The 24,784-nt window shown below is 64.1% G+C and carries 21 protein-coding genes and 2 tRNA genes; 16 read left to right on the plus strand and 7 right to left on the minus strand.

Annotated elements, in window-relative coordinates; all coding sequences use genetic code 11:
* Positions 1-81 precede the first annotated feature (81 nt).
* From LZ005_RS02125 to LZ005_RS02145, 5 genes are read left to right on the plus strand one after another with little or no spacing between them, the layout of a single operon-like run.
* A complete protein-coding gene (locus LZ005_RS02125) occupies positions 82-1,236 on the plus strand; it encodes an ATP phosphoribosyltransferase regulatory subunit (protein ID WP_237804199.1) in 1,155 nt (384 codons plus the stop codon).
* An 11-nt stretch (positions 1,237-1,247) separates the two neighbouring features.
* On the plus strand, positions 1,248-2,546 hold the full coding sequence (locus tag LZ005_RS02130; RefSeq protein ID WP_237804201.1) for an adenylosuccinate synthase: 1,299 nt from the start codon (positions 1,248-1,250) through the stop codon (positions 2,544-2,546).
* Positions 2,547-2,569: 23 nt separating this feature from the next.
* The gene (locus LZ005_RS02135; protein ID WP_237804202.1) at positions 2,570-3,109 is read left to right on the plus strand and encodes a phosphoribosyltransferase; all 540 of its coding nucleotides are present in this window, start codon (positions 2,570-2,572) and stop codon (positions 3,107-3,109) included.
* A gap of 40 nt (positions 3,110-3,149) precedes the next feature.
* Positions 3,150-3,749, plus strand: a complete 600-nt coding sequence (locus tag LZ005_RS02140) for a MarC family protein (RefSeq protein ID WP_237804204.1) — start codon at positions 3,150-3,152, stop codon at positions 3,747-3,749.
* Positions 3,746-4,363, plus strand: coding sequence for a DUF429 domain-containing protein (locus LZ005_RS02145; RefSeq protein ID WP_237804206.1), 618 nt, complete (start codon positions 3,746-3,748; stop codon positions 4,361-4,363). The genes LZ005_RS02140 and LZ005_RS02145 overlap by 4 nt, the downstream gene beginning before the upstream one ends.
* 4 nt (positions 4,364-4,367) lie before the next feature.
* Here the strand turns inward: LZ005_RS02145 and LZ005_RS02150 are convergent, their stop codons facing one another.
* On the minus strand, positions 4,368-5,552 hold the full coding sequence (locus LZ005_RS02150; RefSeq protein ID WP_237804208.1) for an MFS transporter: 1,185 nt from the start codon (positions 5,550-5,552) through the stop codon (positions 4,368-4,370).
* Between the two features lie 94 nt (positions 5,553-5,646).
* Between LZ005_RS02150 and LZ005_RS02155 the strand changes: the two genes are divergently transcribed.
* A complete protein-coding gene (locus LZ005_RS02155; RefSeq protein WP_237804210.1) occupies positions 5,647-6,582 on the plus strand; it encodes a LysR family transcriptional regulator in 936 nt (311 codons plus the stop codon).
* A gap of 6 nt (positions 6,583-6,588) precedes the next feature.
* Here the strand turns inward: LZ005_RS02155 and LZ005_RS02160 are convergent, their stop codons facing one another.
* From LZ005_RS02160 to uvrB, 3 genes are all read right to left on the minus strand, one after another.
* On the minus strand, positions 6,589-7,320 hold the full coding sequence (locus tag LZ005_RS02160) for a TlpA disulfide reductase family protein (RefSeq protein WP_237804212.1): 732 nt from the start codon (positions 7,318-7,320) through the stop codon (positions 6,589-6,591).
* A gap of 4 nt (positions 7,321-7,324) precedes the next feature.
* Positions 7,325-8,029: a TlpA disulfide reductase family protein gene (locus tag LZ005_RS02165; protein WP_237804214.1), complete on the minus strand. Its 705-nt coding sequence runs from the start codon at positions 8,027-8,029 to the stop codon at positions 7,325-7,327.
* Positions 8,030-8,098: 69 nt separating this feature from the next.
* Positions 8,099-10,180, minus strand: coding sequence for an excinuclease ABC subunit UvrB (uvrB, locus tag LZ005_RS02170; RefSeq protein ID WP_237804216.1), 2,082 nt, complete (start codon positions 10,178-10,180; stop codon positions 8,099-8,101).
* Between the two features lie 121 nt (positions 10,181-10,301).
* Between uvrB and LZ005_RS02175 the strand changes: the two genes are divergently transcribed.
* The 3 genes from LZ005_RS02175 (at position 10,302) to LZ005_RS02185 (ending at position 13,374) form a co-directional block, all read left to right on the plus strand.
* Positions 10,302-11,516, plus strand: a complete 1,215-nt coding sequence (locus LZ005_RS02175) for an amino acid aminotransferase (protein ID WP_237804218.1) — start codon at positions 10,302-10,304, stop codon at positions 11,514-11,516.
* Positions 11,517-11,595: 79 nt separating this feature from the next.
* Positions 11,596-11,671, plus strand: a tRNA-Asn gene (locus LZ005_RS02180).
* Positions 11,672-11,946: 275 nt separating this feature from the next.
* Positions 11,947-13,374 carry a hypothetical protein gene (locus tag LZ005_RS02185; RefSeq protein WP_237804220.1) on the plus strand — a complete coding sequence of 476 codons (1,428 nt, stop codon included), beginning with the start codon at positions 11,947-11,949 and terminating at the stop codon, positions 13,372-13,374.
* A gap of 50 nt (positions 13,375-13,424) precedes the next feature.
* On the opposite strand, the gene LZ005_RS02190 is transcribed toward LZ005_RS02185, so the two are convergent.
* Positions 13,425-14,477, minus strand: coding sequence for a DUF5694 domain-containing protein (locus tag LZ005_RS02190; RefSeq protein ID WP_237804222.1), 1,053 nt, complete (start codon positions 14,475-14,477; stop codon positions 13,425-13,427).
* Positions 14,478-14,753: 276 nt separating this feature from the next.
* Between LZ005_RS02190 and LZ005_RS02195 the strand changes: the two genes are divergently transcribed.
* The 3 genes from LZ005_RS02195 (at position 14,754) to LZ005_RS02205 (ending at position 19,426) form a co-directional block, all read left to right on the plus strand.
* Entirely contained in the window at positions 14,754-16,145 is a 1,392-nt protein-coding gene (locus tag LZ005_RS02195; RefSeq protein ID WP_237804224.1) for a hypothetical protein, read from the plus strand.
* 194 nt (positions 16,146-16,339) lie between these two features.
* Positions 16,340-18,619 carry a S41 family peptidase gene (locus LZ005_RS02200; protein ID WP_237804226.1) on the plus strand — a complete coding sequence of 760 codons (2,280 nt, stop codon included), beginning with the start codon at positions 16,340-16,342 and terminating at the stop codon, positions 18,617-18,619.
* 117 nt (positions 18,620-18,736) lie between these two features.
* Positions 18,737-19,426, plus strand: coding sequence for a DUF3334 family protein (locus LZ005_RS02205; RefSeq protein ID WP_237804228.1), 690 nt, complete (start codon positions 18,737-18,739; stop codon positions 19,424-19,426).
* Positions 19,427-19,529: 103 nt separating this feature from the next.
* Here the strand turns inward: LZ005_RS02205 and LZ005_RS02210 are convergent, their stop codons facing one another.
* Positions 19,530-20,915, minus strand: coding sequence for a bifunctional serine/threonine-protein kinase/universal stress protein (locus tag LZ005_RS02210; RefSeq protein WP_237804230.1), 1,386 nt, complete (start codon positions 20,913-20,915; stop codon positions 19,530-19,532).
* A gap of 50 nt (positions 20,916-20,965) precedes the next feature.
* Complete coding sequence (locus LZ005_RS02215) at positions 20,966-21,709, minus strand: metallophosphoesterase (protein WP_237804231.1); 744 nt, start codon at positions 21,707-21,709, stop codon at positions 20,966-20,968.
* 135 nt (positions 21,710-21,844) lie between these two features.
* Here LZ005_RS02215 and LZ005_RS02220 point away from each other — a divergent pair, with 135 nt between their 5' ends.
* The 4 genes from LZ005_RS02220 to LZ005_RS02235 all read left to right on the plus strand — a co-directional run bounded on the left by LZ005_RS02220 (position 21,845) and on the right by LZ005_RS02235 (position 24,739).
* Positions 21,845-22,714 (plus strand): ABC transporter substrate-binding protein, encoded by an 870-nt coding sequence (locus tag LZ005_RS02220; protein ID WP_237804233.1) that lies wholly within the window; start codon positions 21,845-21,847, stop codon positions 22,712-22,714.
* A 52-nt stretch (positions 22,715-22,766) separates the two neighbouring features.
* A tRNA-Asn gene (locus tag LZ005_RS02225) sits at positions 22,767-22,842 on the plus strand.
* Between the two features lie 241 nt (positions 22,843-23,083).
* On the plus strand, positions 23,084-24,016 hold the full coding sequence (locus LZ005_RS02230; protein ID WP_237804235.1) for a hypothetical protein: 933 nt from the start codon (positions 23,084-23,086) through the stop codon (positions 24,014-24,016).
* Between the two features lie 42 nt (positions 24,017-24,058).
* Positions 24,059-24,739 (plus strand): lysozyme inhibitor LprI family protein, encoded by a 681-nt coding sequence (locus LZ005_RS02235; protein WP_237804237.1) that lies wholly within the window; start codon positions 24,059-24,061, stop codon positions 24,737-24,739.
* Positions 24,740-24,784: the final 45 nt, after the last annotated feature.

A 24,784-nucleotide genomic window follows, 5' to 3' on the forward strand; every position in this document is an offset into this window, starting at 1 on the left:
TGACACCGTTTGGCAACTTTTGTTGTTCGGGAGCTTTTCGGGTAAAATTGTCGATTCCGCGTTCCTTTTATTTCCGCTCCCATGCCGAACTGGCTGCTGCCTGAACATATCGCCGATGTGCTGCCCTCTGAAGCCCGCAAGATCGAGGATCTGCGTCGGCTGATGCTGGACAATTTCCGGCGCTACGGCTATGAGCTGGTGATGCCGCCGCTGCTCGAATATGTCGACTCGCTGTTGACCGGGGCGGGGCAGGATACGGACCTGCGCACCTTCAAGCTGGTCGACCAGATTTCGGGCCGCATGCTGGGCCTGCGCGCCGATATGACGACCCAGGTGGCGCGCATCGACGCTCACTTGCTGAACCGCGCTTCGGTCACGCGCCTGTGCTACGCCGGCAGCGTGCTGCATACGCGCCCGTCGGGCCTGCATGCGACGCGCGAGCCGATTCAGATCGGCTGCGAGATCTACGGCCACGCGGGCCTGGAAGCGGATGCCGAAATTCAGGAACTGGCCTTGGCCTCGCTGGCCCTGGCCGGTTTTGATCAGGCCCGCCTGGACCTGTGCCACGTGGGCGTGCTGCGCGCCATCCTGGCCGAGGACGCCGTCGCCCGCAAGGACGAGGCCGCCATCATCGGCCACCTGCGCGCCAAGGATATTCCGAGCCTGCGCGAACTGACGGCCGCCTATGCGCCGGCCACGCGCGCGGCCCTGCTGGCCCTGCCGAATCTGTATGGCGACGTCGACGTGCTGCAGCGCGCCCGCAGCGAGCTGCCGGCCCTGCCGGGCGTGACCAAGGCCCTGGCCGAACTGGCCGCCCTGGCGGCCCACGCGATCGGGCGCGCCGAGGTGGCGATCGATCTTGCCGACCTGCGCGGCTACCAGTATGAAAGCGGCGCCATGTTCGCGCTGTATGTGACCGGCCTGCCGAATGCGGTGGCGCGCGGCGGCCGCTATGACCATGTGGGCGAAGCCTTTGGCCGCGCCCGCCCGGCAACGGGCTTCTCGATGGACCTGCGTGAACTGGCGCGCCTGCTGCCCACGGCCGAGCGCAAGCATGCGATCCGCGCGCCCTGGGGCAATGCGCCCGAACTCAAGGACAAAATCGGCGCGCTGCGTGCGGCCGGTGAAGTCGTGATCCAGTCCTTGCCGGGCCACGACAACGAACAGGACGAATTCGAATGCGACCGCGTGCTCGTGCTCGAAAACGGAAATTGGCTTCTCAAAAACTTAGCGTAAGTAAGAACATCATGGCAAAGAACGTCGTCGTCATTGGCACCCAGTGGGGTGATGAAGGTAAGGGCAAGGTCGTGGACTGGCTGACCGATCACGCGCAAGGCGTGGTCCGTTTCCAGGGCGGCCACAACGCCGGCCACACGCTGGTCATCGGCGGCGTGAAAACCGCGCTCCAGCTGATCCCCTCGGGCATCATGCGCGCTGGCGTGGCCTGCTATATCGGCAATGGCGTGGTCGTCTCGGTCGGCCACCTGATGCAAGAAATCGACAAGCTGACCAAGAACGGCATCGAAGTCGAATCGCGTCTGAAGATCTCGGAAGCGGCGCCGGCCATCATGCCTTACCACGTGGCGATCGACGTTGCGCGCGAAGCGGCGCGCGGCGCCAACAAGATCGGCACCACCGGCAAGGGCATCGGCCCGACCTATGAAGACAAAGTCGCGCGCCGCGCCATCCGCGTGTCCGACCTGCTCAACGAACAGCGCTTCGCCGAGAAGCTGAAGGAAAACCTGGACCTGCACAATTTCGTGCTGACCCAGTATCTGAAATCCGAGGCAGTCGACTTCCAGAAAACCTTTGACGAGGCCATGGCCCTGGTGCCGCGCCTGCGTCCGATGGTGGCTGACGTGTCGAGCGCGCTGTACAAGGCCAACCAGGCCGGCGCCAATCTGCTGTTCGAAGGCGCCCAGGGCTCGCTGCTCGACGTCGACCACGGCACCTATCCGTTCGTGACTTCGTCCAACTGCGTGGCCGGGAATGCCGCCGCCGGTGCCGGCGTCGGCCCGAACATGCTGCACTATATCCTGGGCATCACCAAGGCCTACACCACGCGCGTCGGTTCCGGTCCCTTCCCGTCGGAACTGCCGACCGATGCCGGCGTTGGCCACCACCTGTCGTCCAAAGGCCATGAGTTCGGCACCGTGACGGGCCGCGCCCGCCGCTGCGGCTGGTTCGATGCGGCCCTGCTGCGCCGCTCGGTCCAGATCAATGGCGTGACCGGCATGTGCCTGACCAAGCTGGACGTGCTGGACGGCCTGGAGACCCTGAAGATCTGCACCGGCTACAAGCTCGACGGCCGCGACGTCGATGTGTTCCCGGTCGGCGCCGAAGAAGCCGCCGCCTGCGTGCCGGTGTACGAAGAAATGCCGGGCTGGACCGAATCGACCGTGGGCGCCAAGTCGCTCGACGCGCTGCCGGCCGCTGCCCGCGCCTACATCAAGCGTATCGAAGAAGTGGTGGGCATCCCGGTCGACATGGTCAGCACTGGCCCGGACCGCGAAGAGACGATCGTCCTGCGCCACCCCTTCGCCTGATCCACACGAGAGGAGAAAAACACATGAGCACGCCCCCGAGCACCGACAAGGACCTGTGGGTTTCCTGGGATGAGTACAACCGCCTGGTCGAACGCCTGGCCCTGAACGTCTACGAATCGAACTGGAAGTTCGACATGGTGCTGTGCCTGGCGCGCGGCGGCGTGCGCGTGGGCGACGTGCTGTCGCGCATTTTCGACGTGCCGCTGGCGATCCTGTCGACCAGCTCCTACCGCGAAGAAGCCGGCCGCAAGCAGGGCGATCTGGACATCGCCAAATACATCACGATGACCAAGGGCCCGCTGCAGGGCAAGATTCTGCTGGTCGACGACCTGGCCGACTCCGGCGTGACCCTGAAGAAAGTGCGCGAGCACCTGCAGGAACACTTCCCGGCCGTCGACGAAGTCAAATCGGCGGTGCTGTGGGTCAAGGGCTGCTCGGAAATCCGTCCCGACTACTACCTCGAGTATCTGCCGCACAATCCGTGGATTCACCAGCCCTTCGAGGACTACGACGGCCTGCGTCCGCATCAGCTGACGGCCTGGATGAAGAAGTTCGAGAACTGATTCTCAACGCGGCGATCCCAGGATCGCCGTTTTTCTTTCCATGACCCAGACTTTCATTCAAACCTTTGTGCTGCTCCTGCTCGTGACCGATCCTTTCGGTAACGTGCCGCTGTTCGCCTCGGCCTTGGCCAATGTGGCGCCGCCGCGGCGCTGGAAAATCGTGGTGCGCGAGTGCGCGATCGCGTATGGCCTGCTGCTGCTGTTCATGTTCTTCGGCCGGCACTTCCTGGCGGCCATGCAGCTGTCCGAGGTGTCGCTGCGGATCGGCGGGGCCGTGATCCTGTTCCTGATCGCGATGCGCATGGTGTTCCCGCAGCCGGGCGGGGTGATGGGCGAATCCAAGCACGGCGGCGAGCCTTTCATCGTGCCGCTGGCCATTCCGGCCATTGCCGGCCCCTCGGCCCTGGCCACGGTGCTGCTGTTCTCGTCCAAGACCACGGCCGATGTGCTCGTGCACGTGGGCGCGCTGACGGCCGTCGGCGCCATCTGGCTGGGCGTGTTCCTGGCCGCCGAACGCCTGCAGAACGCGCTCGGTCCGAAAGTGATGACGGCCTTTGAGCGCCTGATGGGCCTGATTCTTACCGCCATGTCGGTCGAGATGTTCCTCGGCGGCGTGCGCCACTTTATCCAGTCGCTGTGAACCTCCCGGCCGTGGCCGGTGTCGACATCGGCGGCGAGAAGAAGGGCTGCAATCTCGTGATCCTGGCCGGGACCACGCTGCGCCTCGTGGCGGGGCGTCTGGCCCCGGCCGAGGTCGGCCCCCTGTGCGTGGCGCACGGGGCCGTGCTGGTCGGCGTGGACGCACCTTCGCAATGGTCGGACGGGGCGCCCCGTTTGGCCGAGCGCGAGCTGGCGCGCGCCGGCATTTCCTGCTTTTCCACGCCCACACGCGCACGCGCCGAGACGGTCGCCTTCTTCCGCTGGATGCTGAGCGGGGAGGGCGTCTATCAGTCGCTGGCGCCCAGCCATCCGCTGCTGGGGGCGGAGGCCTGGGTGGACGGCCCGGCCTGCTTTGAGACTTTTCCGCACGCGATCGCCTGCGCCTTGCTCGGGCGCGCGCAGACCTCCGCCAAACTCAAGCGCCCGCAGCGCAGCGCCGTGCTGGCGGCGCATGGCATCGACACGGCCGCCCTGCGCAATATGGACGATCTCGATGCCGCCATGTGCGCGCTGGCGGCCCAGTATCTGCTGCGCGGCCAGGCGCGCAGCTTTGGCGACGCCGCTGGCGGGCGCATCTTCGTGCCGGCTGCCTGAGCGATCAGGCGCGGCGGCGCACGATCAGGGCCAGCAGGCTCACGCTCATCGCCAGCAGACAGACCGCGAGCCAGCCGAAGGCGCCCAGCAGCAGGCTGCCCAGCATGGCGCCGCTGGCCATGCCCGTGAACATGCCGACGAACAGCACCGCATTCAGACGGCTGCGCGCCCCCGGATCGATGCCGTAGACAATGGTCTGGTGGGCGATCAGCGTGGCCTGCACACCGAGGTCGAAGCCGACCGTCGCCAGCGCCAGCACCAGCAGTTGGGGCTGCGGCGCCAGCGTGGTGGCGGCTGCCATGGCGGCAAAGCTCAGGGCGCTGAGGGCGGCGCCCAGCTGGGTCACGCGGCCCGGGCCGTGCTTGTCGGCCAGATGCCCGGCGACCGGGGCGGCCAGGGCGCCGGCCGCGCCGGCCAGACCAAAGGCCCCGGCCACGGCGCTGCCCAGATGGAAGGGCGCGCCATGCAGCATCACGGCCAGGGTCGACCAGAAGGCCGAGAAGCCGAGCGACATCAGCCCCTGGGCCACGGCCGCCTGGCGCAGGCGCGGATGGCGCTGCCACAGTTCGCGCAGCGAGGCCAGCAGCGAGGCATAGGGCAGGGTGGTGGTCGGGGCGAAGGCGGGCAGGCTGAAACGCGCAGCCACGACCAGGATCGCCACCGCGCCCGCCGCCAGCACGAACATGGCGCGCCAGCCGAACTGCTGGGCCACCACGCCGCTGACCACGCGCGACAGCAGAATCCCCATCAGCAGGCCGGTCATCACCGTGCCGACCACTTTGCCGCGGCGCGCCTCGTGCGCCAGGCTGGCCGCGGCCGGCACCGCATCCTGGGCGACCGTGGCGGTCAGGCCGATGGCCAGGCTGGCCGCCAGCATGGCCGGCAGGCTCGGCGCGGCTGCGGCCGCCAGCAGGGCCAGCACCAGCAGGCTGCCTTTGAGCACGATGATATTGCGGCGGTCGTGGCGGTCGCCGAGTGGAATCAGCAGCAAAATGCCGAGCGCGTAGCCGAGCTGGGTCAGGGTCGGAATCAGGCCGATACGCTGCTCGCTGGCGCCAAAACTGCTGGCCAGGGTGCCGAGCATGGGCTGGGCGTAGTAGAGCGAGGCGGCGCCCAGGCCGGCCGTGCCGGCCAGCAGCATAGTCAGGGCAGGGCCGGGTTGGTTATGCGTATCTTGGATGGTGTTCATGTGTGGCTCACGTCGAGTGGATAGCCGGCAGTCTAGAACGCCCGTCAAATCAAGGGTAGTGGCCTTGCACGTAGATTTGTTATACGCTGCGCGTATGAAAGAGCTTCTTGGCCCCCTGGCGGCAGCGGGCGACCGCATCGACCTGCTGCAGACCTTTGTGCGCATTGTGGACGCCGGCAGCCTGTCGGCCGCGGCCGCCCAGCTGGGCACCACCCAGCCGACCATGAGCCGCCGCCTGCAGGCGCTGGAAAAGCTGCTGGGCGTGCGCCTGCTGCAGCGTTCGACCCATGGCATGCGCCTGACCGAGGACGGCAATCGCTGCTACGAGGGCGGCAAGGCCCTGCTGGCCTCGTGGGCCGCGTTCGAATCGGACCTGCGCGGCGCGCGCGAGGAGCCGGACGGCGTGCTGCGCGTGGTGGCGCCGCATGCGTTTGGGCAGGAGCGCCTGATCGGCCCGCTGGCCGAGTATCTGCAGCAGTACCCGCGCATGCGCGTCGAGTGGCTGCTGCACGATGATGTGCTGCTCGACGACTACATTGCCGCCGGCATCGACTGCGCGATCCAGGTCGGCAGCATCCGCGACACCAGCCTGGTGGCCTTGCCGCTGGCGACGGTGCCGCGCATCGTGGCGGCCGCACCGGCCCTGCTGCACGGACGCGCTGTGAGCGACCTGGCGGCCCTGGCCGCGCTGCCCTGGCTGGCCTTGCGCACCTTCTACAAAACCGAGGTCAGCCTGCAGCACAGCCTCAGCGGCGCCAGCCAGCGCTTCGCCATCCAGCCGCGCCTGAGCACGGACAGCCTGTATGCCTTGCGCAGCGCCATGCTGCAGGGCCTGGGAGTGGGGATCGCGTCGAGCTGGGTGGTGGCGGAAGACATTGCCGCCGGGCGTCTCGTGCAGCTGGTGCCCGACTGGCAGGCCGCGCCGCTGCCGATCCACCTCGTGTATCCGTATGCGCGCTTTTATCCGGCCCGGCTGCGCCGTTTCATCGACATCATGCGCACAGCCTTGCCGAAGGTGATCATGGCCTAGCCGGCCTCAGGGATGAACGGCGACGCGCGCGCGGTTGCCGGCCAGCGCGGCGCGGACCCAGTCTTCGAGGCCGAATTTGCCATCGCGGAAGCCGACGCCACCGGCAGCCAGCACGCTCAGATCCGGCCCGACCAGCACAAAGCTGGGAAAGCCGCGCACGCCCAGGGTTTTGAACAGCTCGCGCGCATTGACGAGCTGCGGCACTTTGAGCCCGCTGGCCTGGATGAATTGATCGGAACCGAGGGCGTCGTCGCTGGTGAGCGAGAAAATCTGCAGCTTCGGATGGCGCGCTGCAAAGGCATTGAGCAGCGGCGCCTCGCGCCGGCAGGGCGCGCAGATGGCCGAGGCAAAGCTCAGCAGCGTGGTGCGTCCGCGCAGCTGAGCGCGGTCGACGCGCTGGCCGCTGGCCGTGTAGAGCGAGAAATCGGGCAGGGTGGCGCCGGCCTGGATGTTCCTGACCAGATCGTTGCCGCCAGGTGGGTTCTCGTGCGACACCAGCGTCACCAGAATGCCCATGACGGCGTCGCCGCGCCGGTCGACGTGGATGCGTTGCACGCCGCCATAGGCCATGGCGGCCATGAACTCCTCGCGCGTCAGGCTTTCCTTTTTGATGTTCTGGTAGCGCGTCAGCGGCGCGTAGACGGGGTCCGCCATCAGGCGCACGCCGTCCTCGCTGGTGTTGAGGGCGCCAGCGGACAGCGGGGCGAGCAGCAGCAGGGCGGCGAACAGGCGGCGCATGGTTTCAGTTCTTCAGCTTGCTATTGACCCACTCTTCGAGCAGGAAGCGGCCGTCGCGCGTGGCGATATTGGTGCCATCGGCCAGCAGCTTGCCGTCCGGACCGATCAGCAGGAAGGCCGGGTAGTTGCGCACGCCGAGCTGGTTCAGATAAGCCATGGCGTCCACCAGCTGCGGCCAGCGCAGGCCGGTTTTGTCGAGGAAGGCGGCGGACTCGGCGGCCTTGTCGAAGGTGATCGAGGCGACCTTGATCTCGGGATGGGCGGCGGCGAAGGCGTTCAGATGGGGCACTTCGCCTATGCAGGGGGCGCAGGCCGCGAAGGAAAAATTCAGCAGGGTGACGCTGCCTGCAAAGCTGGCTTTGCTGAAGCGCTCGCCCTTGGCCGTTTGCAGCGCGAAGTCGGGCAGGGCGTCGCCAGCCTTCACATTGCGCACGGGCGAGCCGGCCGGCGGCAGATTGGCGCGGTCGATCAGGGTGAATTTCATCGCCGTCACGACGCCGTTCTTCATTTCCTTCTCGATCTTGAACGAGGTCCCTGCCTTGACTGCTGCCAGAAAGTCGGCCTCGCTGACGGGTTCGCCTTTCTGATTGAGCAAGGCGCTGATCGGCGCATTGCCGAGGTCTTTGGTCAGGCTGCGCAGGTCCAGGTCGGCGGCCGGGGCCGATTGGAAGGCGAGGGCGGCCAGCAGGGCCAGTAGCAAGCGCGGCATGCGGAACTCCGTCAACAGGGAGCCCGCATCCTAGCATATCCAATCGTCAATGATGCAAATTTAGTATGCTTACGCCGCCAGATTGTCGAGGCCAGGCGCGCCGAAGGCCCGCTGCTTGAGCTGATGCAGCTGGTCGCGCACCTTGGCCGCTTTTTCGAACTCCAGATTCTTGGCGTGCTCGAGCATGAGCTTTTCGAGGCGCTTGATTTCCTTGGCGATCTGCTTCTCGGACATCGACTCGACCTTGGCCGTGGCTTCGTCCTCGAGCTCGCCGCCGACCAGTTCGCGCGCGGCATTTGGACTGTAGACGCCGTCGATCATGTCGCGGATGGCCTTCTGCACGCCCTTGGGGGTGATGCCATTGGCTTCGTTGAAGGCGATCTGCTTGGCGCGGCGGCGCTCGGTTTCGCCGATGGCGCGCCGCATCGAATCGGTGATGGTGTCGGCATACAGGATGGCCACCCCGTTGAGGTTGCGGGCGGCGCGGCCGATGGTCTGGATCAGGCTGCGTTCGGAACGCAGGAAACCTTCCTTGTCGGCGTCGAGCACGGCCACGAGCGAGACTTCGGGCAGGTCCAGGCCCTCGCGCAGCAGGTTGATGCCGACCACCACATCGAAGGTACCCACGCGCAGGTCGCGCAGAATCTCGACGCGCTCGACGGTGTCGACGTCGCTGTGCAGGTAGCGCACCTTGATGCCGTTATCGGACAGGAACTCGGTCAGCTGCTCGGCCATGCGCTTGGTCAGCGTGGTGACCAGGGTGCGCTCGTTGCGGGCGATGCGCGCGTGGATTTCTTCCATCAGATCGTCGACCTGGCTGAGCGCCGGCTTGACGATCACCTGCGGGTCGACCAGGCCGGTCGGGCGCACCACCTGTTCGACCACATTGTCGGCATGCGTTTTTTCGTACTCGGCCGGGGTGGCCGACACGAAGATGGTCTGGCGCATCTTGGCTTCGAATTCCTCGAACTTCAGCGGCCGGTTGTCGAGCGCCGAGGGCAGGCGGAAGCCATAGTCGACCAGATTGGTCTTGCGCGAACGGTCGCCGTTGTACATGGCATTGAGCTGGCCGATCAGCACGTGCGACTCGTCCAGGAACATCAGGGCGTCCTTGGGCAGGTAGTCGACCAGGGTCGGCGGCGGCTCGCCCGGGGCGGCGCCGGACAGATGGCGCGAATAGTTTTCGATGCCCTTGGTGAAGCCGATTTCCTGCAGCATTTCGAGGTCGAAGCGCGTGCGTTGTTCGAGCCGCTGTTCCTCGACCAGCTTGCCCTGTTCGCGGAACCAGTCGAGGCGCTCGCGCAGCTCGGCCTTGATGGTCTCGATAGCGCGCAGCACCGTGCTGCGCGGCGTGACGTAGTGCGAACCCGGGTAGACCGTGTAGCGCGGAATCTTCTGCTTGACGCGGCCGGTCAGCGGGTCGAACAGCTGCAGGCTGTCGACCTCGTCGTCGAAGGTTTCGATGCGCAGGGCCAGCTCGGCGTTCTCGGCCGGGAAGACGTCGATCGTGTCGCCGCGCACGCGGAAGGTGCCGCGTCCGAAGTCCATGTCATTGCGCGTGTACTGCATCTGGATCAGGCGCGCCAGGATGTCGCGCTGGCTGACCTTGTCCTTCTGGCGCAAGGTCAGGATCATCTGGTGGTATTCGTTGGGATTACCGATACCGTAGATGGCCGACACCGTGGCCACGATGACCACGTCGCGCCGCTCCATCAGGCTCTTGGTGCAGGACAGGCGCATCTGCTCGATGTGCTCGTTGACCGACGAGTCCTTCTCGATGAACAGGTCGCGCTGCGGGACGTAGGCCTCGGGCTGGTAGTAGTCGTAGTAGGAGACGAAGTATTCGACCGCGTTTTCGGGGAAGAATTCGCGGAACTCGGCATACAGCTGGGCAGCCAGGGTTTTGTTCGGTGCAAACACGATGGCCGGGCGGCCGACCCGCGCGATGACATTCGCCATCGTGAAGGTCTTGCCCGAGCCGGTTACGCCGAGCAGGGTCTGGAACGAGAGCCCGTCGTCGATGCCTTCGACCAGGCCGGCAATCGCGGTCGGCTGGTCGCCGGCCGGCGCATAGGGCTGGTGCAGCTTGAAAGGGGACCCGGGGAAGCTCACCACCGTGGCCTGGCCCGAAATTGGTGCGGTGTCAGCCATAAGTCTGGACCTTTGCTAGAATGGGGGTTCGCCATGCTGCATTGCACATGGCGCCCTGGAACCCGGCTGCGATCCGTGGGGAATCCCCTGGATATCCAGCCGAAACGAAGATCTTAACACGATGACCTCCCCCGCTCCTGCCAGCCTGTTCGCGGCCATCGACATGGCTCCGCGCGACCCCATCCTCGGTATTACCGAGGCCTTCAATGCTGACACCAACCCCGCCAAAACCAATCTCGGCGTGGGTGTGTATTACGACGATAACGGCAAGCTGCCGCTGCTGTCCTGCGTAGAGCAGGCCGAAGCCCAGCTGGCCAGCCAAAAAGCACCGCGCGGCTACCTGCCGATTGACGGTCTGGCCCAGTACGACAAAGCCGTACAGGAACTCGTGTTCGGCGCCGATAGCGCCGTCGTCAAAGAAGGACGTGCTGTCACCGTGCAAGCCCTCGGTGGCACCGGCGCTCTGAAACTGGGCGCCGATTTCCTCAAACGATTCAATCCCAATGCCGACGTCTATATTTCGGACCCGAGCTGGGAAAACCACCGCGCGCTGTTCGACAGCGCCGGTTTCACCGTGCATAACTACACCTACTACGACCCGGCCACCCGTGCCGCCAACGTGCCCGGCATGCTGGCCGCGCTGCGCGCCATGCCGGCCGGTTCGATCGTGGTGCTGCACGCCTGCTGTCACAACCCGACCGGCGCCGATCTGACGCCGGCCCAGTGGACCGAGGTGATCCAGGTGGTCAGCGAGAAAGGCCTCGTGCCCTTCCTCGACATGGCCTACCAGGGTTTCGCCAATGGCATCGACGAGGATGGCGCCGTGGTGCGCCGCTTTGCCGAGACCGGCGGCCCGCTGCTGGTGTCGAACTCCTTCTCCAAGTCCTTCTCGCTGTATGGCGAGCGGGTGGGGGCGCTGTCGATCGTCGCCAGCTCGAAAGAGGAAGCGGCGCGCGTGCTGTCGCAGCTCAAGCGTGTGGTGCGCACCAACTACTCGAATCCGCCGACCCACGGCGGCAAGGTGGTGGCCACGGTGCTGACCAATCCCGAACTGCGCAAGCTGTGGGAAGACGAGCTGGCCGGCATGCGCGTGCGCATCAAGGCCATGCGCGAAGCCTTCGTGGCCAAGCTGAAGGAAAAGGCGCCCGGCCACAACTTCGACTTCGTGCGTGACCAGGTCGGCATGTTTTCCTACTCGGGTCTGAGCAAGGAGCAGGTGAACCGCCTGTCCAAGGAGTTCTCGGTGTACGCCGTCGATACCGGCCGCATCTGTGTGGCCGCCTTGAACTCGAAGAACATCGACCGCGTCATCGACGCCATCGTGCAGGTGCTGTAAGCGAAAAAAGACGGACGTCGAAGCTTGACGTCCGTCAAAACCTCGCCTATAATTTTGCTTCTTCGTTTTCGAAGATAATTCCCCGATAGCTCAGTCGGTAGAGCGACGGACTGTTAATCCGCAGGTCCCTGGTTCGAGCCCAGGTCGGGGAGCCAGAATTCTCAAGTAGTAAAAGCAAAGGCTTACATGCTTCGGTGTGTAGGCCTTTTGTGTTTTTGTCGCGCTGCGCCGGGCCGCTCGTTCACCCCGTACTCGAGGATGTTCACCGCGTCCGTAGCAATGGGCATTTACCGACTTTCGATAAGCAGGGCGCGTTTTTGTGGGAAACCAACTTGTATTGGTTTTTCATCCACGCCAATCGTGCTATCGTCTCGCCTTGCCGAAAATCGCGCCTTGACTCGCACTGCGCGCCAGCCCCCCCATCGAAGACATGAGCTCAGAAAAACACTATCCCTTTTTTCGTCCTCTCGTCGCTTTTCGCCTCAAATGGCTAGAGCGCCACGCCTTTATCCACCTGAGTATTGCCGTTCTGGCCCTGGGCATTGGCCTGATTTCGCATTTCACCGAACATGGGTCGGCAATTACCCTGGGCGCGATTGCGTTTGCGGTGCTGGCTGAAATCATGGTGCTGGTCGGTGACGTGCGTGCACTGAGCAAACCGCGGCTCGACCACATCGAAGTGCGCGATGCGTTTGGCGACATCTTTGAGCGCATTGAGGAGGGCGCCTCGGCCAGCGAAGATCAGGGGCGTGTGCTGCGTCAGTTGGTGAAGCAAACGCCGGATAACAAGATCCGTGCAGCGGCGATCACCTATCCACAGACGAATGCCCAGATTCGCGAGCGCGCCCTGGGCGAGGGCACGACGCCGCTCGTGAATGAAGGCGATCTCGACCCCCATGTGGTGCGCAATTGCTCGCAATTTTTGCGCGAGGCGCTCGACGGCAAAATCTCGCAATTGGCCTCCAGGCATTCCCCGGTCTTCTTCAATCAGCAAAAGATCTCCCTGCTGTCGGATCTGGATGGCGGCGTGCCGAATGTGGTTTGCGTGGGCCAGGTCAGCTATGTGGCGAGCACGCTGACCAATGATTTCTGCACCAAGCGCCTGGTGCGGCACGATAAACACCGCGGCGTGGAATGGCCGTATTTCGACTTGACCCCGATGTTCCCGGTGCGTACCGGCGATGACGGGATTGAGCGCTTGATGGGCCTGCGTGAATCTGGCCTGGCCAATCATGTGGGGATCTCCACCTTGGCCCTGATTCGCCACGCAGACGGCCAATTCCGCCTGCAATTGCACGTGCAGAGTGCGCGCGCCGATAAGGGGGCCAACCTGATTGTTCCGAGCGGGAGTGGCTCGCTTGATTGGTCCGATCACGTGAAGACCGGTTTGTCCGATTTCTTCGATATCACCAGCTATGGGGCGACGCGCGAATTCCTCGAAGAGAACCGCTATTTGCCCGAGGATGGCGGGCATAAGGCCATCGCGTCGCTGATTGAGAAGATGGGTATTGAAACCCTGCCAATCGGTTATTTCCGCTGGCTGGATCATGGCGGCAAGCCGGAATTTTCGCACGTGACCCTGGTCGAAGATGGCGCCTTCAATCACGTGCGCAATAACCTGAATGTGCCGGAAATTGAAGCGGCCGCGCGCACCTATTCGTTCAAGACGATTGATGAGCTCAAAGCAATCTGCGCCTCGCTCGTGGGTGCCACAACATCAACTCAGGTGGTCTGCGCGACGCGCGCCGACTGCAGCATGCCTTTGCTGATGAATGCGCTGCTGCTGCATGAGGGCCTGTCACAGCCAGACAGCAAACTCGTCAAGAAGATTGCGGCCTTCCTCGCGCCGCGCGCGTAAAGCAAAAGGCCCGGTCGCAACACCGGGCCTTTTTGTTTTCTGCGCCGCGCTCAGCGCAGGATGGTCTGCACGTCCACAATGTCGACGCCCTGGCCGAGGCCAAGAATGCGTTCCAGCCAGGCTTTGTGGCTGGCGCCGACGATCGTCAGCACGCGCGCGCCCGGCTTGAAGCGGTAGCTGGCCTGGATGTTGGCCGCCATGCGCAGATTGCGCACTTCCCAGCCGGCCACATACTGGCGGCCGAAATGCTGGGGCGACTTGTCGCGCAGATTCGAACCGAAATCGACGCTGCTGCTGATTCGCTGCAACTCGGGCTGGTTCTCGAAACGGTAGAGGGCGAGCATGTCCTGCCCGGCTTTCAGCGCCGCCTCCTGCTTGAGCATGGCCTCGGCGAGCGGACGGCCGCTGGCCCAGGCGGCCTGAATCGCATTGCCAAAGGCTTCCTCGTCGGCGATCTCGGTGCCGTCGCCCGTGTGGTCGTCCATGGCGATCACGCGCGCCAGGCCCAGGCGGGCGGCGAGGGCGGCGCCGATCAGGAAGTTCTCGTTCTGGCGCGTTTCCATCTTTTGCAGGGCTTCGACCAGGACCGCCGGCAGCTCGGGCGCGGCCTTGCGTTCGGCGGCCGGCAGCTGCAGCCATTGGGTCAGGGCCGAGGCGCGCTCGTTGGCGGCGATGAAGACGGCGGCCAGGCGGCGGCGCTCAGCCGGCGTCGGCTGGGCTGGCCAGGTCTTGAGCATTTTGTTGGCTTCGGCAATCGCCTGCGGCAGGTCGAGGCCGAGCGCCTGCTGGGCCGGGCCGGGGTCGGTGCAGTAGTCCTTGGCCATGGTCGGATAGACGCTGGCGTGGCGGCTCAGCACGTCGCAGCCTTCGCCGGAAATCGCTTCGATGGCGATGATGTCGGGCTTGAAGGCGGCCAGGCGGTCCAGCACCGGCGCCAGGCTGTCCGGACGGAAGGTCTTCGGCATGCCCGACAGGTGCACGGTGCCCAGCACGGCCACCTGGGTGCGCGGACCGGGCATGTCTTTGGACAGGGCGGCGAAGTCGACTTGGGCCATGGCCAGGTTCGATACCAGGGCGGCAAGGGCAAAGCAGGGAAGGCGCATAAAGTCTCCATTGAAATATTGCCGGTATGTTAGCGGAGCGCGCGAGGGCGCGGTCCGTTTGTGCGACAGACCGTGAAATCCCCGGATGAACTGCACAGCCTGTGGGGTGAGCAACACAGTGCACCCGCCGAGGCCGGCGTATAGCGCAAAATTGACCACTAGTTACAGAGTGCGTATTTTGCCGCGCGCCACCCGTGATAGCGTCGCTTTTGCAATTATCCAATGTTGCTTTGAATTAAAACAATCACGTTTGTCCAATTCACGGGGGGATGTCGTATGAAGCAAGCACGTAGTGTTCTGGCCGGTACGCGCGCGGCCATCGGATTGATTCTTGGCGCAGCCTGCGCCTTGCCGCTGTCGGCGCAGGCGGGCAATGCCAATGCCTGTTCGAGCGAGCTGGGCCAGCCCTTGCTGTCGCTGGCACCGAAGACGGCCACGCCGCCGGACAGCAATGGCGGCTTCATCAACCGCATTGCCTCCTGCAATATGTGGCAGAACTTCTTCTACCTGAACTGGCCGGCGCTGACGGGCCAGGCCGGTGTGCCGAATCCCAAGCTGGCCTTTGGTACGCCGGGGGCGGCCGTGTGGCAGACCTTCGCCTCGCCCGACCAGGTGTTCCTGCCGAATGGACAGAAGCCTGCGCCCTGGGGCAAGTGGGCGGTCGCGAATGACCTGCCGAAAGACATCGCGGACCAGGTGCGCGCCGGCAAGCTGCGCGTGCTGCGCCAGGTGGGCAAGCTGGGCGGCGCCAGTACCAAGCTGCACAGCACCCTGCAGGTCGATGACCTGGCCCTGTACGACCAGCAGAACAACCCGGTCTATTACGAGGTGATGCTGAACAAGAAGCTGTACGACTACATCGTCAGCAACAACCTGTACGAGCTCAACGCCCAGGCAGCCTATGCGGCGAAGAAAGCGATCGCACCGCCGGTCGGCTCCTTCGAAATCAAAGCGGCCTGGAAGATACTGACTGCGGCCGAGGTCGCCAGCAACCGCTTCTTCACCGCCAGCGCCTATGTGGTGCCGCCGAGCGGCAGCGGCAGCGTGCAGACGGTCGGCCTGGTGGGCATGCACGTGTTTGCCGGCGGCGGTTCCGATGCGGGCAATTCGGCCGGTCTGTGGGCCACCTTTGCCCAGATCGACAATGCGCCGCTGGCCAGCCAGGCCAAGCCGACCGGCAAGTACAGCTTCTACAATCCGGCCTCGCAGGCCACGCCGAACACGCCGACCAAGGTCAACGGCAAGCAGGTGGCCACGCCGACCCAGGTGACCCAGGTGTGGGCCGATGACCCGGATGCGGCCAATGTGACGGCCTACGCCCAGTCCCTGATCACGGGCGCCAACAAGAGCGCGCCCTGGCAGTACTACAAGCTGATCAACACCCAGTGGCCGCGCGGCATGTACTCGGCCACGCCGCCGGTGCCGCAGAACGCGCCGCTGCCGCTGAATGCTTCGGCCGGTGCGCCGAACACCCTGCAGCTGCTGAACCCGATGCTGGAAACCTATATGCAGGTGACGCAGGCGAAAGACCCGGCCCAGCGCAGCTGCATGGCCTGCCATTCCTTCGCCTCGGTTGCGGATTCGAAGCAGCAATTCGCCACTGGCTTCAGCTTCCTGTTCGGCCGCGCCCAGGCCGCGCCGACGGGCAAGCCGGGCGCAGCGCACTAAACCCCGGCGCGCCTGCCGGGTAATCCGCAAGGGCCAGCGTGCTTCGGCATGCTGGCCCTTGTGTCTTGTGGTGAAGCCCGGCTTGCCGCCGTAAATATAAAAAAGTAAACTTATTGTTTTTATAATTTCGGGATCGCGTTGTGCATTCTGCTTTTCCTCGCGCCGCCTGCTTCCGGTGGCTGTGCTGCCTGTTCTTGTTTTTCAGCTTGCCCGGCCATGCGGCCGTCGTTCTGGTCGCGCCCGGTGCGGCAAGTCGGTGGGAGTATCTCGATGATGGCAAAGCTGCCACGCCCGATTGGCATCGCCGCTTGAACGAGGCGGGCTGGAAGTCGGGTGCCGCGCCGCTCGGCTATGGCCATCCCGGCAATCTGACGACCCTGGCCTATGGACCGGATGCGCGGGCGAAAGCGATCACCACGTATTTCCGGCGCCAGGTCGACATTGCCGACCCCAAGCAGATCGCGCAGCTGAGTATCGATCTGCGCCGCGATGATGGGGCGGTGCTGTACTGGAACGGCGTGGAGGTCTTGCGTAGCAATATGCCGGCCGGGCCGGTCACGGCGCAGACTCTGGCCGCGTCGGTCGTCCAGTATGGCAATGAGATCGAATACCAGCGCCATTGGCTGCCAGCCCAGACGCTGCCGCTGCGCCAGGGCGCGAATATCCTGGCCGTGGAAATCCATCAGGTCGGACCGACCAGCAGCGACATCGTGTTCGACCTGGCGCTGCGCGCCTATGCGCCCGGCGAAGCGCTGCCGGATGATCCCTACACGCGCGCCTATGCCAGCCTGAGCAAGGGCGACATCGAGCACTGCCTCGACCTGCTGCTCGCGGGCGATACGGACCGCGCCGGCTACGCACTGCTGGCGCTGGCCGCGCTCGAGCGCTATCTGGAGCAGGGCGGTACCACGGCCGACACGCGCTACTGGCGCATCCTCGAGCTGGCCCGGCGCGCTGCGCCCGACGACATGGACGTGGTGTATGCCTGGATCCGCGCCCACGTTCAGGCGCGCAAGGACCTGGCGATCCAGCCCGTGCGCCGCCCACTGCCCAGCCAGATCGATGCGCGCTGGCGCTTTATTGCCGACACGCCCGAGGGCAGCGCGGGCCCGGTACTGCCGCGTGCGGCGCTGCTTGCGGATGTCGATGATCTCGAGCTCTTGCTCGAGAACTGCTACTCCTACCTCGAGCGGCGCCAGGTCGACTACCGCGCGGCGCTCGATGCCCTGCGTGCCAGCATCCCCTCCGAGCTGCCAGTGCATACCTTTCAGCATCGCGTGGCGCGCCTGATGCATGTGTTTGGCGACTCGCACAGCGGCCTGCCCGTGGCCAGTGAGCCGCGCGTGCCCTTGCGCTTTGTGATGGATGGCGAGCGCGTCGCTGTGCTGAAGTACGACCGCAGCGGCTTGCTCGATGCAGCGCATCCCTACCTGGCGGCCATCAATGGCATTGCAGCGGCGCAGTGGCTGGCGGCCGCCGAGGAGATCGTCAGCCAATCCTCGCCGCAGCGCCGGCGCGTGCTGGCGCTGGAGCAATTGCGCCGCCTCGGCGTCGTCGCCCGCCAATTGCAGCGGCCCTCCGCAACGTTTCGGCTGACGCTGAGTGCGGCCGAGGCTGCGGACACGCTGGACGTGCCGGTCGCGCTGGCTGCCAAGAATCCGCCGGCGCCGCCGGTGTGGCCCCAGCACGAGACAGCGATCCTGCCGAACAACATCGCCTATCTGCGGCTCGCGTCGATGAACGAGGGCCCCGAGTTTTTCCAGAAGATCGACAGCTGGATGGCGAGCATCGGCGCGACGCGCGGCCTGATTATCGACGTGCGCGGCAATAGCGGCGGCGTTCAGGACGGCATCCGGACCATTTTGCCCTGGTTGATGGCGCCCGGCAGCCCGATGAAGATCATCAACGTGGCCGCCTACCGTCTGCCGCTGGCGCTGCCGGCGCCGAACCGCGGCGGTTTCCTTGGCCTGTACGAGCGCGGCCTGTACCCGGCCAGCAGCGCCGTCTGGAGTCCGCAGGAAGCCGAGCAGATCCGCACCCATCTCGCGCACTGGCAGCCGGCCTGGCCGCTGGCGCCCGGAAAATTCAGCGACTGGCATGTGATGGCCATCCACCCGAGCACGCGCCACGGCAGCTACACCCAGCCGGTCATCGTGCTGCAGGATGCCGAGGTCTTCAGCGCGACCGACAATTTCCTCGGCGCCTTGAAGGGCCATCCGCACGTCACCCTGATGGGCACGGCCAGCGGCGGCGGCAGCGGGCGCATGGCCGAGTACGTGTTGCCAAATTCAAAACTCAAGCTGACCCTGACCCAGATGGCCTCCTTCACGGCCGATGGCCAGTTGTTCGACGGCCAGGGCATTGCGCCCGACATCGTGCTCAACGCCAAACTCAGCGACCAGCTGCAGGGCGGCGGAGACAGTGTGCTCGATGCCGCCATCGCACGCCTGCTGGGGCCGGCGCCGCAGCGCTGAAGCACTCGCCGTGGCGCTTTTGGCACAGGGCATTTTGCTTTGTCGGCTGAGAATTCTCCGGTATGCTTCGGTATAGACAGGTAAAGCAGTCAAAAAATGGTGCAAAAGGGGATGGCAATGGACGAAGTCGATGACAAGCGCGTGGTGTACGGCACGGAAGACCTGCTGACGAGCTTGTGCAATTCGGTCACGCGGGTGCTCAATTTCGCTACGCAGAGCAAGGTGCATTACTCGGCGATGGTGCAGCGGATCACCAAGATCGGGCTGAAGCCGGACATCGGCTGCTTCGTCCTGTTCGATGGCGGCTTCACCGGCCTGGTCGTGCTCAACTTCGCGGCCGAAACGGCGATGGAGATCTACGAGCGCTACATGCTGCACATGGGCATGCCCAAGTCGGAGCTGGCCGGTTCCTACACCTCGGACGAGGTGGCCAATATCCTGGGCGAGCTGATGAACCAGATCGTCGGTGACTTCACCGGCAAGATCCGGCGCGAGCTGCAGACCAACATCACCCAGAACCAGCCGAAGATGCTGGTGCTGACCAAGCAGGTGATGCTGCAGGTCGACACCCCGCTCGACCGCCCCGAGATGCGCCGCGTGTCCTTCTACACCGAAAAGAACAACATCTTCTATCTGGAACTGGCGATCGACCGTACCGAGTTCATCAAGCTGCACGATTTCGACGCGAGCGAAGTGCAGGACCCGGACGCCCTGCTGGCCGAACAGCAGCAGAAAGGCGCCAGCACGACTGCCCACGTGAACGAAGCGAGCGACGCCGACGAGCTGCTGAAGTCGCTCGGCATGTAAGCCAAATTTCCGCTTAAACAAATCGGGGTCAGACCCCGATTTCTCCGCGCGGCAAGAGGACTTGCTTGATGGGGAAATCGGGGTCTGACCCCGATTTTTCTTTTCAGCTAGGTTCGACCTTGACGACGGTGACCGTGCAGTTGGCTTCGGCTACTACCTGCGAGGAGACGCTGCCCAGATAGCGCCGCAGCGCCGAGCTGCCGCGCGAGCCGACGATGATGTGGTCGACGTTGTTGTCGTTAGCGTAGGTGACGATCGCCGTGGCCGCGTCCGGCGCCTCCAGTACGTGGTAGGTGATGCGGTCGGGCGTGAGGCCGAGCGGGCGCGCCCAGTTCTTCAATTCCACCAGTTGCTTGACGTGGATGTTCTGGCCATCCTGGATCAGGCTGTCATCCATGCCGATGCGGTTGACCTTGCGCACCGTGACGCAGGCCAGGCGCGCGCCCGACTTCGACTGCAGCATGCGGTCGGTGATGTCGAGCACGCCTTTGGCCAGATCGGACGTGCAGTTCAGGTCGAGCGCCACCATGATGATCGGCGCCTTGGTCAGCTGCACCGAGGCGCCTTGCTGCACGATAGTCTCGACCCCGGCCATCGCGAAGCGCCGCTTCATCATCGTCATCAGGCTGTCCTGGCGCGCCTTGTCGGCCCGCGCCGTCAGCGGCAGCTGGTCGGAGTGGGCCAGCATGAAGGCGAGTTGGGCCGCCGTGTCGAAGCGGTTGGCCGGCTTCACTTCGAGGCAGCGCAGGATGATCTCCTGGAACCACTTGGGAATGTCGGGATTGAGCACGCGCGGCGGTATCGGGTCGCGCCAGATGCGTTTCTTCAGCGCCGACACCTTGGTCGGATGGCCATACGGGCGCTGGCCGGTGGCCAGGTGGTACATCAGCACGCCCAGCGCGAACAGGTCCGAGCGCGGCTCGTTGCGCACGCCCAGCACCTGCTCGGGCGAGATGTAGGGGCCAGTGCCGAAGGGCAGGTGGAATTCCTCGTCGAGCAGGTCGGGCAGCTTGTCGTGGCGCGACAGGCCGAAGTCGATCAGCACGGCCGTTCCGTCCGGCTTGATCATGATGTTCGAGGGCTTGATGTCGAGGTGGATCACATGCTGCTTGTGCAGGTCCTGCAGGGCCTGGGCGACGCGGATGCCAAAGTTGACCACTTCCTGCCAGGGCAGCGGCGCTTCGTCGAGGCGGGCGCGCAGCGAGGCGCCGTCGATCTGCTCCATCACGATGTACGGCTGGGCATCGAAGCCGCCGGCGCCGAAATAGCGCGGCACATGTTTGCCCTTGAGCTTGGGCATGATCATCTGCTCGACCTCGAAGGCCACGATGGCGGTCGGGTCGTCGCTCGTGAACAGGCGCGGCACCTTCATGATCAGGCGGGTGTCGCCCAGGTCCGGGTGGCGCCGTTCCAGGTCGGTGATGCGCCACAGCGCGGCCATGCCGCCCGTATGCAGTTTTTCCTCGAGCCGGTAACCGTCAACCTCCATGCCCGGTTCCAGCCTGACGTGTGTGGTGGTGGCCTCGGCCGTTTCGCTCATCAATCCCCCGTCAGCAGACGTTGTGCCAGCGCCGGCGGCAAGCCGGCGGCGCGGATTTTGGACGCGGCCCGTTCCGCTTCGTAGGGCACGCGGTGAAAGCGCAGCTCGTAGGCGCGCGTATCGAACAGGGCATAGGCCGCGGCCGGGTTGCCGTCGCGCGGCTGGCCGACGGCGCCCGGAATCGCCAGCCAGCGGCGCTGGCGCGACAGCGGAATCGACTCGTCCACCTGGGGCGTGAAGATGCCGGTCTTGCCGGTCATCGTCATGTGGTAGAGAGCGGGCGTGTGCACGTGGCCACAGAAGGTCAGCATGTGGCGCGTGGCGTTCATGCTGCGCGTGGCTTCGAGCGCGCCGTCGATGTAGTCCCAGGTGGCGGGCGAGAAGGCATTGGCGTGCACGAACTGAATGTCGCCCATCTCGCGCTGCAGCGGCAGCGTGCGCAGGAAGTCGAGCTGGGCCGGCGACAGCTGATTGCGCGTCCAGCTGACGGCTTCGCGCGCGGCCGGGGTCATGCCGGGCCGGTCGGCCTCGGCCACGGCCTGGTCGTGATTGCCCATCACCACGTAGGCGCCGCGGCGCGCGTAATCCATGACGGTATCGACCACCCAGGCCGGATCGGCGCCATAGCCGACGAGGTCGCCAAGAAAGGCAAACGCATCGGCCTTCTGGGCAAGGGCGTGGTCGAGCACGGCCTCGGTGGCCTCGCGGTTGGAATGCAGGTCGGTCAGGATGGCTAGCAGCATGGCAGGAATTTCGCAAAAGAGTCTTACAGATACACCCTGAATCCTACGCCATCCTTACGCGGCGCGCGACGCTGGCCGCAGGGCAGGGAGCCTGTTACCATGCGGGTTGGATACATATTTAGACGACATCGATTCATGCTGCGGCGCAAAATACTGACGGCGGCGGCGGGGCTGGCGTTTCCTGCGTTGCGGTCCGCGCGCGCGGCCCAGCTGATCCACTATCCGCGTCCCGAGCAGAACGACCATCCGTGGCAGCACAAGGGCCTCGAGCACTATCCGGTGCGCCTGCTGGAAATGGCGCTCGGACGCAGCAGCCGCCACTATCTGGCCCAGCCCGTGCCCTTCATGATGACGCAGGGACGGGCCACGCTCGAACTGCAGGCCGGCCGCCAGGTCGACCTGATGTGGACGATGTCCTCGCGCCAGCGCGAGCAGGACCTGCTGCCGATCCGCATCCCCATCTACAAAGGCCTGATCGGCTGGCGCCTGCTGCTGGTGCGCGCGGCCGACCGCGCCCGCTTTGCCCAGGTGCGCAATATCGATGCGCTGCGCGGGCTGACTTTCCTGCAGGGGCATGACTGGCCCGACGCCGACATCCTGCGCGCGAATGGCCTGCGCGTGCAGCCGAGTTCCGACTACGGCGGCATGTTCAAAATGCTGGCGACAGGGCGCGTCGATGTGTTTCCGCGTTCGGTGATTGAAATCTGGAATGAGGCCGAGGCCAATGCCAGTCTTGGCCTGGTGGTCGAGCCGCATCTGGTGCTGCGCTATCCGAGCGCCTTCTACTATTTTGTGAACAAGGCCAACACGGCCTTGGCCGACGACCTGCGCGCCGGGCTCGAGAGCATGCTGGCCGATGGCAGCTTCGATCGTTTGTTCCGCGAGTACCACGAGCCGCTGCTGCGCCAGGCGCGTCTGCCCGCGCGCCGCGTGATCGATCTGGTCAATCCGCTGCTGCCGAGCGCCACCCCGCTGGAGCGGCGCGAGCTGTGGTTCAGGACCTAGTCGCGGGGACTGGACAAGTCGCTGGCGCGGCCCCATAATACGGCCTCTTTGATCCCCGATAGCTCAGTCGGTAGAGCGACGGACTGTTAATCCGCAGGTCCCTGGTTCGAGCCCAGGTCGGGGAGCCAGAATTCTTTAGTCGTATGAAAACAAAGGCTTACATGCTTCGGTGTGTAGGCCTTTTGTGTTTTTCGTTGCCCCAACTTGAACGGGCCACGTCAACTATCCAACGCAAGTCTCTTGAATTGGCGCGCGGATTGTTTTGATTTGTTGGATAAATACAAGCTATGTGCTTACTTTGGCATGATTCATTTGTGTGAAAGTTTGTTTCAATTGCACAATGCCTGGAGGTTTTCTTGAAATCAATTCATGAGTACAGAAAAGCACAGAAACTTCCTCGGCACGCGGACAATGTTGGCGGTCTCTGGCTTTGCCTTGGCGGCCAGCGTCTCCATCATCTACGGGATTCACGTCCTCGAACCCGTCCAATTCGTCAAGGCCGCCGATGGGACGATGCACCTGGCGCCGAAGAGCCCTTGGGTCGCAATCTTTGAACATTTCGCGACTGCGCTCTTCATTCTGGGCGTATGGCACATCATCGATCAGCTCATCGTCAAACGCGAATTCAAGAATGAGATCGTCGGCATCGTGGAAGACATTAAAGGCGAGCTCAGTGTCGGTGCCAAGGCCCGCCTGACCCATGTCGATCAAAGGCTGGATGCGCTGGATCAGTCGATTAAACTCGCCAAGCACGATACCGCTCTCGGCCTCGTTGAAACCTACCATGATGCGGATGGATTCGGCTATGCGGCCATCATCCGGGATTCGCAATGCCTTGTCGCGGTGCTCGCGGATGGATATAGCTGGGTATCGCGGAACGCGGACGCGCTGCGCGAGCGATTTGAGAATGCCGAAAAGACGACGACGATCATTCTTGTGCACCCGGAATCGGAGTTGATTCCTGTCCTTTCAAGAAAAGTCGGGATGCAAGCCGATCTGTATCGCCAACGAATTTTCAGCACCATTCGTGAGCTCCAAAAACTCAATGGTGGACGCAGCCTGTTGCGCATCCTCGGCCACTCTTTGATCAATTGCCACTCGGTGTATATCGCTGATCGGCGTGCCGTGTTTTCACCTTATTTCCTATCGTCGCATCGCCGATCGCCGCCCATCTTTGTCGTCAAAGATGCGGGCAAGCGCTCCTTCTTCGGCAAGCTTTCAGAGGATGTCGCAATTCTGGAAAAGGAGTGCAGCCTGATTTCGCTCCAATTGCCGAATCAGCTGGAAATTCAGTCCGAGTAGTCTTTCATCGCCGCTCATTTCCAAGAATGGGCCGAATACATCATGGCAAAGAGAATAGCACTGGCATTCACGCTGCTTGCGGGGGCAACTTGCGTCGCGTACGCGGCGCCGCAATCGGATTTAGTTAGTACTGAGAAATCGCTGCGAATCATCAGCGAATTTGCGAATTCAATGTGTGCCAACCCAAGTTACCAGGGGAGCCAGTCCTCGCTGAATGCCAACGCGAGTGCCAAAGCAGACCTGAACCGGCTGCTCAGGAATCTGGTCGACGCAAAAGTTGAACTGGGCGCAGAAACGAAGAGTGAACAGTTTCAGGGGCTGTTGCAGAAGGATCTGCTGGATGCCACCAAGCTCGCATCGGAGTGCCGGCTGAAGATCTTCAGCGATCTCAAGGACCGCCTTCTTCCCCGGCAGGGCGCGAACGACCCCTTGCCAAGCACCAGACCGAAAGTGCGACCGAGTTTTGATTGCGACCGCTCCGGCAAGGGCGCGGAACGTCTTGTGTGCTCATCCCAGGATATTTCGATACTTGATTTGTCGATGGCAAATGCGTTCCGCGACGTCCTGGCTGAACAGAAGTCCAACGAAGCGCGCACGCGCTGGAAGAACGCGCAGAACGCATGGCTGAAGCAGGTCCGTAACCAGTGCGGCGATATTCTTTGCCTCACTGACGTGTACACGAAGCGAATCGACTACTTACGGCAGGCCCGCGGGAAGGGCTGAGGTCATTTGCCGCGGTTTCTACGTGCGCCCCGCCCGTGCTGAGTC

Source organism: Massilia sp. TS11, assembly GCF_022012445.1.
Classification (GTDB): domain Bacteria; phylum Pseudomonadota; class Gammaproteobacteria; order Burkholderiales; family Burkholderiaceae_D; genus Telluria.

What these genes read in the sequence shown, in the direction of transcription:
- LZ005_RS02125 (WP_237804199.1), top strand. Translation starts at nt 82, where the DNA reads ATGCCGAACTGGCTGCTGCCTGAACATATCGCCGATGTGCTGCCCTCT.
- LZ005_RS02130 (WP_237804201.1), top strand. Translation starts at nt 1,248, where the DNA reads ATGGCAAAGAACGTCGTCGTCATTGGCACCCAGTGGGGTGATGAAGGT.
- LZ005_RS02135 (WP_237804202.1), top strand. Translation starts at nt 2,570, where the DNA reads ATGAGCACGCCCCCGAGCACCGACAAGGACCTGTGGGTTTCCTGGGAT.
- LZ005_RS02140 (WP_237804204.1), top strand. Translation starts at nt 3,150, where the DNA reads ATGACCCAGACTTTCATTCAAACCTTTGTGCTGCTCCTGCTCGTGACC.
- LZ005_RS02150 (WP_237804208.1), bottom strand. Translation starts at nt 5,552, where the DNA reads ATGAACACCATCCAAGATACGCATAACCAACCCGGCCCTGCCCTGACT.
- LZ005_RS02155 (WP_237804210.1), top strand. Translation starts at nt 5,647, where the DNA reads ATGAAAGAGCTTCTTGGCCCCCTGGCGGCAGCGGGCGACCGCATCGAC.
- LZ005_RS02160 (WP_237804212.1), bottom strand. Translation starts at nt 7,320, where the DNA reads ATGCGCCGCCTGTTCGCCGCCCTGCTGCTGCTCGCCCCGCTGTCCGCT.
- LZ005_RS02165 (WP_237804214.1), bottom strand. Translation starts at nt 8,029, where the DNA reads ATGCCGCGCTTGCTACTGGCCCTGCTGGCCGCCCTCGCCTTCCAATCG.
- uvrB (WP_237804216.1), bottom strand. Translation starts at nt 10,180, where the DNA reads ATGGCTGACACCGCACCAATTTCGGGCCAGGCCACGGTGGTGAGCTTC.
- LZ005_RS02175 (WP_237804218.1), top strand. Translation starts at nt 10,302, where the DNA reads ATGACCTCCCCCGCTCCTGCCAGCCTGTTCGCGGCCATCGACATGGCT.
- LZ005_RS02185 (WP_237804220.1), top strand. Translation starts at nt 11,947, where the DNA reads ATGAGCTCAGAAAAACACTATCCCTTTTTTCGTCCTCTCGTCGCTTTT.
- LZ005_RS02190 (WP_237804222.1), bottom strand. Translation starts at nt 14,477, where the DNA reads ATGCGCCTTCCCTGCTTTGCCCTTGCCGCCCTGGTATCGAACCTGGCC.
- LZ005_RS02195 (WP_237804224.1), top strand. Translation starts at nt 14,754, where the DNA reads ATGAAGCAAGCACGTAGTGTTCTGGCCGGTACGCGCGCGGCCATCGGA.
- LZ005_RS02205 (WP_237804228.1), top strand. Translation starts at nt 18,737, where the DNA reads ATGGACGAAGTCGATGACAAGCGCGTGGTGTACGGCACGGAAGACCTG.
- LZ005_RS02210 (WP_237804230.1), bottom strand. Translation starts at nt 20,915, where the DNA reads ATGGAGGTTGACGGTTACCGGCTCGAGGAAAAACTGCATACGGGCGGC.
- LZ005_RS02215 (WP_237804231.1), bottom strand. Translation starts at nt 21,709, where the DNA reads ATGCTGCTAGCCATCCTGACCGACCTGCATTCCAACCGCGAGGCCACC.
- LZ005_RS02220 (WP_237804233.1), top strand. Translation starts at nt 21,845, where the DNA reads ATGCTGCGGCGCAAAATACTGACGGCGGCGGCGGGGCTGGCGTTTCCT.
- LZ005_RS02230 (WP_237804235.1), top strand. Translation starts at nt 23,084, where the DNA reads ATGAGTACAGAAAAGCACAGAAACTTCCTCGGCACGCGGACAATGTTG.
- LZ005_RS02235 (WP_237804237.1), top strand. Translation starts at nt 24,059, where the DNA reads ATGGCAAAGAGAATAGCACTGGCATTCACGCTGCTTGCGGGGGCAACT.